Origin of the sequence: Streptomyces phyllanthi, assembly GCF_009377205.1 — a bacterium.
Taxonomy (GTDB): domain Bacteria; phylum Actinomycetota; class Actinomycetes; order Streptomycetales; family Streptomycetaceae; genus Streptomyces; species Streptomyces phyllanthi.
The window spans coordinates 1-5,567 of sequence record NZ_VJZE01000544.1 but is presented as its reverse complement, the minus strand read 5'-3'; the positions used below and the strand labels follow the sequence as shown (position 1 = coordinate 5,567).

The window sequence follows — 5,567 nt, the reverse complement described above, 5'->3', positions numbered from 1 at the left end:
GGGCTTGAGGGGTGCCACCGCGGGGGCGCCTGAGAGCGCCCCCGAGCTCCGGACCGAAGAGGCCGGGGCGGATCTTCCGGCCGTGGTCCCCTTCGAGCAGCGACTCGCGGCGCTGAGGCCCTAGGAAACACGCCCTAGTTCGCGGGGCGGGCCGGGTGTCGGGCGGTGTGCGGCCGTGAGCGTGGGCGATGGATGGCCGCTCGCGCCTACCGTCCCGGCCCGCCCTTTCCGTACCGGCCGGCCCCTGCCTGGGGGTGTCCAAGGGCCGGCCGGCCGGAACCTGGCACCCAGCCGCGCCGTCCCCTGGCGGGCTGGGTGGTCCTGGAGGAGCGGAGACGCGGGGGCCTCGTCTGCCGTACGAACCCTCGTGCGAACTCCGCTCCGTACCGAGTCGTACGAAATCCACCCCCGTACGCGTTCACCGGCGTCTCCCGGGCCTCTCGCATCTCCCGCACCCTCACGTCTCCCGGGCCGCACGTGCCGAACGCGCCCCCGGCAGCCACCCCGGGCGGGCGCCCCGTGCCCGTGCACGGCGGCGCAGGGAGCGGCGTTGGCGGCGGGCCCAGGACCTGGCGCGTGCCAGCTCCCGGTCCCAGGCGCGGCGGCAGCGGGTGGCGCGGAGTTGGGCGAAGAGGAGCTCGTAGCGGGCGAGGACGGGGGCCGCGTCGTAGCGGTGGGCGCTCTGGAGGGCGGCCTGGCCCATGGCGCGGCGGGCCCCCTCGTCCGCGATCAGTTCGAGGATGGCGTCGGCGAGGGCGCGCGGGTCGTCGACGGGGACGAGGCGGCCGTCGACACCGTCCGTGATGATCTCGGCGGGCCCGAGCGGGCAGTCGGTACTGATGACCGGTACCCCGCAGCGCATCGCCTCGACCAGCGTCATCCCGAACGACTCCGCGTCCGAGGCGCTCACCACCAGGGACGCCTTGGCGAACTCGGCCTCGATGGGGGTGCGCGGGCCCATCAGACGTACCCGGCCGGAGAGGCCGAGTTCGTCGACCAGACCGCGCAGACGCTCCTTCTGCTTGCCGCCGCCGTAGACGTGCAGCTGCCAGTCCGGTTCCTTCGGTGCCACCCGTGCGAACGCCTCCAGGAGCAGGTCGAAGCGCTTGCCGGGGGCCAGCCGGCCCGCTGCCGCGATCACCGGGGTGGTGCCGGTCGAGGGGGAGACGCCGACCTCCGGGACGATGTTCGGCACGGACATCACGTGGACGCCCGGTAGCGGCATCCGCGTCCGGTACGCGTGCGCGTCCGCCTCGGTCGTCGTCACCACCGCGTCCAGCTCCCGGTAGTGGCGGGCGAGCACCTTGCGCAGCCGTTTGGTGTGCGCGTCGTGGCGCAGGTGTTCCTGGCCGATGCGCAGCGCGCGGCGGGGTGCGAAGCGGGCGGCGTACACGTTGAGGCCGGGGCGTGTGCCGATCACGACGTCCGCGCGGCAGCGGGAGAGGTGGGCCCGGGCCCTGAGGTCGGTGAGACGGCTGTACTGGCGGTACCGCCGGTCCTCGGCCGGGAAGTCGACGGCCGGCTGACCGAACGCGGGGTCGGAGGTGTCCGTGCTGCCCGCACGTGTGTCCACCAGGGGAACCAGGCTGATCCGCGGGTCGATCCCGAAGCGGGGGGCCTTGCGGTGCCGGGCCATGGACACGATCTCCACCGTGTGGTGGTCCGCCAGCGCGGACGCGAGGTTCAGCGTGGTGCGGACGGTGCCGCCGATGGCGTAGGCGTTGTGCAGCAGGAACACGATCTTCATGCGCTGACCTTCGTCTTCGTGCGGTGGATCGTGGGGTGGTGGATCGGCGTGGGGTGGATCGTGGGGTGGTGGATCGGCGTGCGGTGGATCGGCGTGGGGTGGATCGTGGGGCGGTGGTCTGTTGTGCGGTGGTCTGTTCTGCGGTGGCTCGTCGGGTACTGGTTCGTCTTCGTCGCGCGTGGGTCGCGCGTCCGGTCGGTGTGCGGGCCGCTCCTCGTCAGCTCCATAGGTGTCGCGTACCCGTCCTGTCCGTACCACTCCGGGCGATCGCTGTGATTTCGGCCCGCATCGGCCTCGTCGCTCCCGCTGCCCTTGCCGCGTTGTCTGAGATCCATCCGATCCCTACGCCCCTTCCCGGACCTTGTGACCCTCTGCGGCCCGTACGACCCCTTCTGGTGTGATGTCGGTCAGGCGCGGTCCGTCCTGGCACACCGGACACCGTGGCCCGGCGAGGTAAGCCACCCGCCCGGCCCCGGTGAGAGGCGGGTAAGAAGCCCGTTCCCGTCCCCTTCCACCGGGTGGTGGAGGGCCATGGCCTTGGCAGACTGGTGGGGTGCCCCAGAATGTGCTGCTCGCCGAGGACGACCGCGCCATCCGACATGCCCTGGAACGCGCGCTGACCCTTGAGGGTTACGAGGTCACGGCCGTCGCTGACGGCGTCGAGGCGCTCGCGCAGGCCCATCGGACGCCACCGGACGTGCTCGTTCTGGACGTGATGATGCCGGGCATCGACGGCCTCCAGGTGTGCCGTGTCCTGCGCGCGGAGGGTGATCGGACGCCGATCCTGATGCTCACCGCGCTCGTCGAGACGGCCGACCGGATCGCCGGTCTGGACGCCGGAGCGGACGACTACGTCGTTAAGCCGTTCGACGTAGACGAGGTCTTCGCCCGGCTACGCGCCCTGCTGCGCCGGACGGGTAACTCCACCGACGTACCCAAACCACCCGGCGAGGCGGACGGGCTCCTCTCCGCCGCCGGACTGCGTATGGACGTGCACGCCCGGCGGGCCTGGCGCGGGGCGCGGGAGCTGGAGCTGACGCGTACCGAGTTCGACCTCCTCGAACTGCTCATGCGCAACGCCGGGATCGTGCTCGACCACTCGACGATCTACGACCGCATCTGGGGCTACGACTTCGGCCCCGGCTCCAAGAACCTCGCCGTGTACGTCGGCTATCTGCGGCGCAAGCTCGACGAACCGGGGTCACCGGCACTGATCCACACGGTGCGCGGCGTGGGGTACGTGCTGAGGGAGGACTGAGTGCGCCTTCGCCTGGGCCGGGTCTCCTCCCTGCGGGCGACCTTCACGGTGTCCTTCGCGGCCGTGGCGGCCGTCGTCACCGTCCTCGTGGGCGTCCTCAGCTACAGCGCGGCCGCACGTCTGGTGCGGGTGGACCAGCAGACGGTGTTCGCCGAGGTGGTGCGGGACCTTCAGGAACAGGTGCGGGAGCGTGAGTTCGGCCCGGAGGACTACGCGTCCTCGGACCAGGGCGGTCCGCGTGACGAGCTGATGGGGCTCGGCCGTACGGATGTGCAGGTGCTCGGCCCGGGCGGTGCGCTGGTGGACCGGGGCAGCCCGGTTCTGCCCGTGCGCGCCGTGGACCGCCGTACGGCCGCGTCCGTCGTCGCGGGCCACACGGCCGAGCACGACGAGGTGCCCCTCGGTGACGACCGTTTCCGTGTGGCCACCGTCGCCCTCGGGGACGGGCGGGGTGCCGTACAGGTCGCACAGGAGTTCAGCGACACCGAGGACCTGCTGCGGGAGCTCCAGCAGCGGACCGTGCTGCTGGAGGCGACGGTCGTGGTCTCGGCCGGACTGTTCGGCTGGTGGCTGGCCCGCCGGCTCACCCGGCGTCTGGTGCGGCTCGCGGGAGCGGCGGAGGACGTGGCCCGCACGGGCCGCCTCTCCATCCAGGTGCCGGTCACGGGCCGCGACGAGGTGGGCCGGCTCGGCCGTTCCTTCGACCGGATGCTCGTACGGCTCGCGCAGTCGGAGGAGGACCAGCGCCGGCTGGTCCAGGACGCGGGCCACGAACTGCGCACGCCGCTCACGTCGTTGCGTACGAACATCTCTCTCCTGCGCCGTATCGACGAGTTCCCGGCGTCGGTCCGCGAGGAACTGGTCGCCGACCTCACCCAGGAGGCGCGCGAACTGACGGACCTGGTCAACGAGTTGGTCGATCTCGCGGCCGGCCAGTCCAGCACCGAGCCGGTCCAGCGGGTCGCGCTCGCGGACATAGCCGAGGACGTGGCGGGGTCCGCCCGGCGTCGTACCGGGCGGGAGATCACGGTGCGGGCACACGGGGACACGACGGTGGCCGGACGGGCCGGGACCCTGCAGCGGGCGGTGTCGAACCTGGTGGAGAACGCGGCGAAGTTCGACCGCGAGGGGACCGGGGTGATCGAGATCGTGGTGACGGGTGTCGCCGCCGACGGGGACGCGGGCTCCGGGTCCGGGTCCGGGTCCGCGTCCAGCTTCGGGACCAGACCCGGCTCCGGACCCGGCTCCGGACCCGGCTCCGGCGTGGGGACGTGGTCCGCCGTGACGGAGGCGGTGAGGGAGGGGGCCGTCGGAGCGGAGGAGCCCGCGGACGGTGACGGCACCGGCCCCGAGGCCGTCCGAGTCGAGGTGCTCGACCGGGGCCCGGGGATCGCCGAGACCGACCTCATCCGTGTCTTCGACCGCTTCTACCGCGCCCCGGACGCCCGCAGCCTCCCCGGCTCCGGGCTCGGCCTGTCCATCGTCCGTGAGGTCGCCACGGCCCACGGGGGCGAGCCGTTCGCCTTCCGGAGGGAGGACGGGGGGTCGGTCATCGGGTTCACGGTGAGTACGGCGGCTGAGGACGGCTGAGGGACCTGTGGGCGGCCGCACAGGTGCCTGACCGCGTGGGTTCTCAGGCAGCCGTGCCTCGTGCCCCCGCGCTCCAGCGCCCGAGGACGGGCTCTCCGAGGGTGCGGGCGAGGCCGCACAGGGTCTGGCCGTGGCCGGCGAAGAGGGAGTCGCGGGAGGTGAAGTAACCGAGGTCGGCGAGGACCTGGGCGGACAGGTCGCAGGTTCCGTCCTGGGTGCCGCAGCTGACCGGGCCGTCCCAGCGCAGGCCGGTTCGGGCCACGGCGTCGAACAGGGTTTCGCCGCCCTTGTTGGTGAAGCCGTCGGTGAAGCTGTCGGTGGGCCCGCCGGAGGAGTCCGTCCGTGCGTCCTCGAACAGTTCGCCGATCGGCACCCACGTCCCGTGGACGCGGAACTCCGGCCACGCCAGCAGCACCTGCTCCGGCACCAGCGGCTTCAGTCGCGGGAACCGCGGGTACCAGAAACTTCCGTCGACGAGCAGTCCCCGTACGCGTGTCGGGACGTCCATCGCGCGGGCGACCGCTTCCAGTACGGCCATGCGCTGGCTGCACGAGCCCCGGCCCAGCGCCAGGGTGCGCGAGGCGCGTCGGCTGTCGTCGACCGAGTACACCGGGCGGACCTCACGGGCGATGATCCCGTGGGCGGTACGGAGGGCGTCGAGCGGGGAGCCGGTAGAGGAGTCGAGCGGGGATCCGGTCGGGGAGTCGAGCGGGGATCCGGTCGGGGAGTCGGGCCGGGCGGCTTCCTCCCGTACACGTGCGACCAGCGCGGTGACGCGCGGGTGCTCCCGGTCCAGGATCCGGGTGGGGCGGGTCGAGCCGCTCACGGCCTCCGCGCGGTCGCCCGGCCCGTGCCGTACGGCGTCCGCGCCCCGGGCAGCCCGGTACGGCATCAGCAGTCGACTGGTCATGTTCGCCCCCCGGGGTTCGGGTCCACCCCGTGCCCGCCCGTAGGTGGTCTGTCTCTTATACA

The 5,567-nt window shown here is 72.7% G+C and carries 5 protein-coding genes; 2 read left to right on the top strand and 3 right to left on the bottom strand.

Annotated elements, in window-relative coordinates; translation table 11 throughout:
• Window positions 1–457: 457 nt before the first annotated feature.
• Window positions 458–1,747 carry a glycosyltransferase family 4 protein gene (locus FNH04_RS40390; protein ID WP_152791156.1) on the bottom strand — a complete coding sequence of 430 codons (1,290 nt, stop codon included), beginning with the start codon at window positions 1,745–1,747 and terminating at the stop codon, window positions 458–460.
• Window positions 1,744–2,082: a hypothetical protein gene (locus FNH04_RS46945; RefSeq protein WP_194236984.1), complete on the bottom strand. Its 339-nt coding sequence runs from the start codon at window positions 2,080–2,082 to the stop codon at window positions 1,744–1,746. Before FNH04_RS46945 ends, FNH04_RS40390 begins: the two co-directional genes overlap by 4 nt.
• Before the next feature lie 218 nt (window positions 2,083–2,300).
• On the opposite strand from FNH04_RS46945, the gene FNH04_RS40380 reads away from it, so the two are divergent.
• Together FNH04_RS40380 and FNH04_RS40375 are read left to right on the top strand one after the other, a co-directional pair.
• Window positions 2,301–3,005 carry a response regulator transcription factor gene (locus FNH04_RS40380; protein ID WP_322725273.1) on the top strand — a complete coding sequence of 235 codons (705 nt, stop codon included), beginning with the start codon at window positions 2,301–2,303 and terminating at the stop codon, window positions 3,003–3,005.
• Window positions 3,006–4,595: a sensor histidine kinase gene (locus tag FNH04_RS40375; protein WP_322725272.1), complete on the top strand. Its 1,590-nt coding sequence runs from the start codon at window positions 3,006–3,008 to the stop codon at window positions 4,593–4,595.
• Window positions 4,596–4,638: 43 nt separating this feature from the next.
• Here the strand turns inward: FNH04_RS40375 and FNH04_RS40370 are convergent, their stop codons facing one another.
• The gene (locus FNH04_RS40370; RefSeq protein ID WP_152791154.1) at window positions 4,639–5,505 is read right to left on the bottom strand and encodes a transglutaminase domain-containing protein; all 867 of its coding nucleotides are present in this window, start codon (window positions 5,503–5,505) and stop codon (window positions 4,639–4,641) included.
• Window positions 5,506–5,567: the final 62 nt, after the last annotated feature.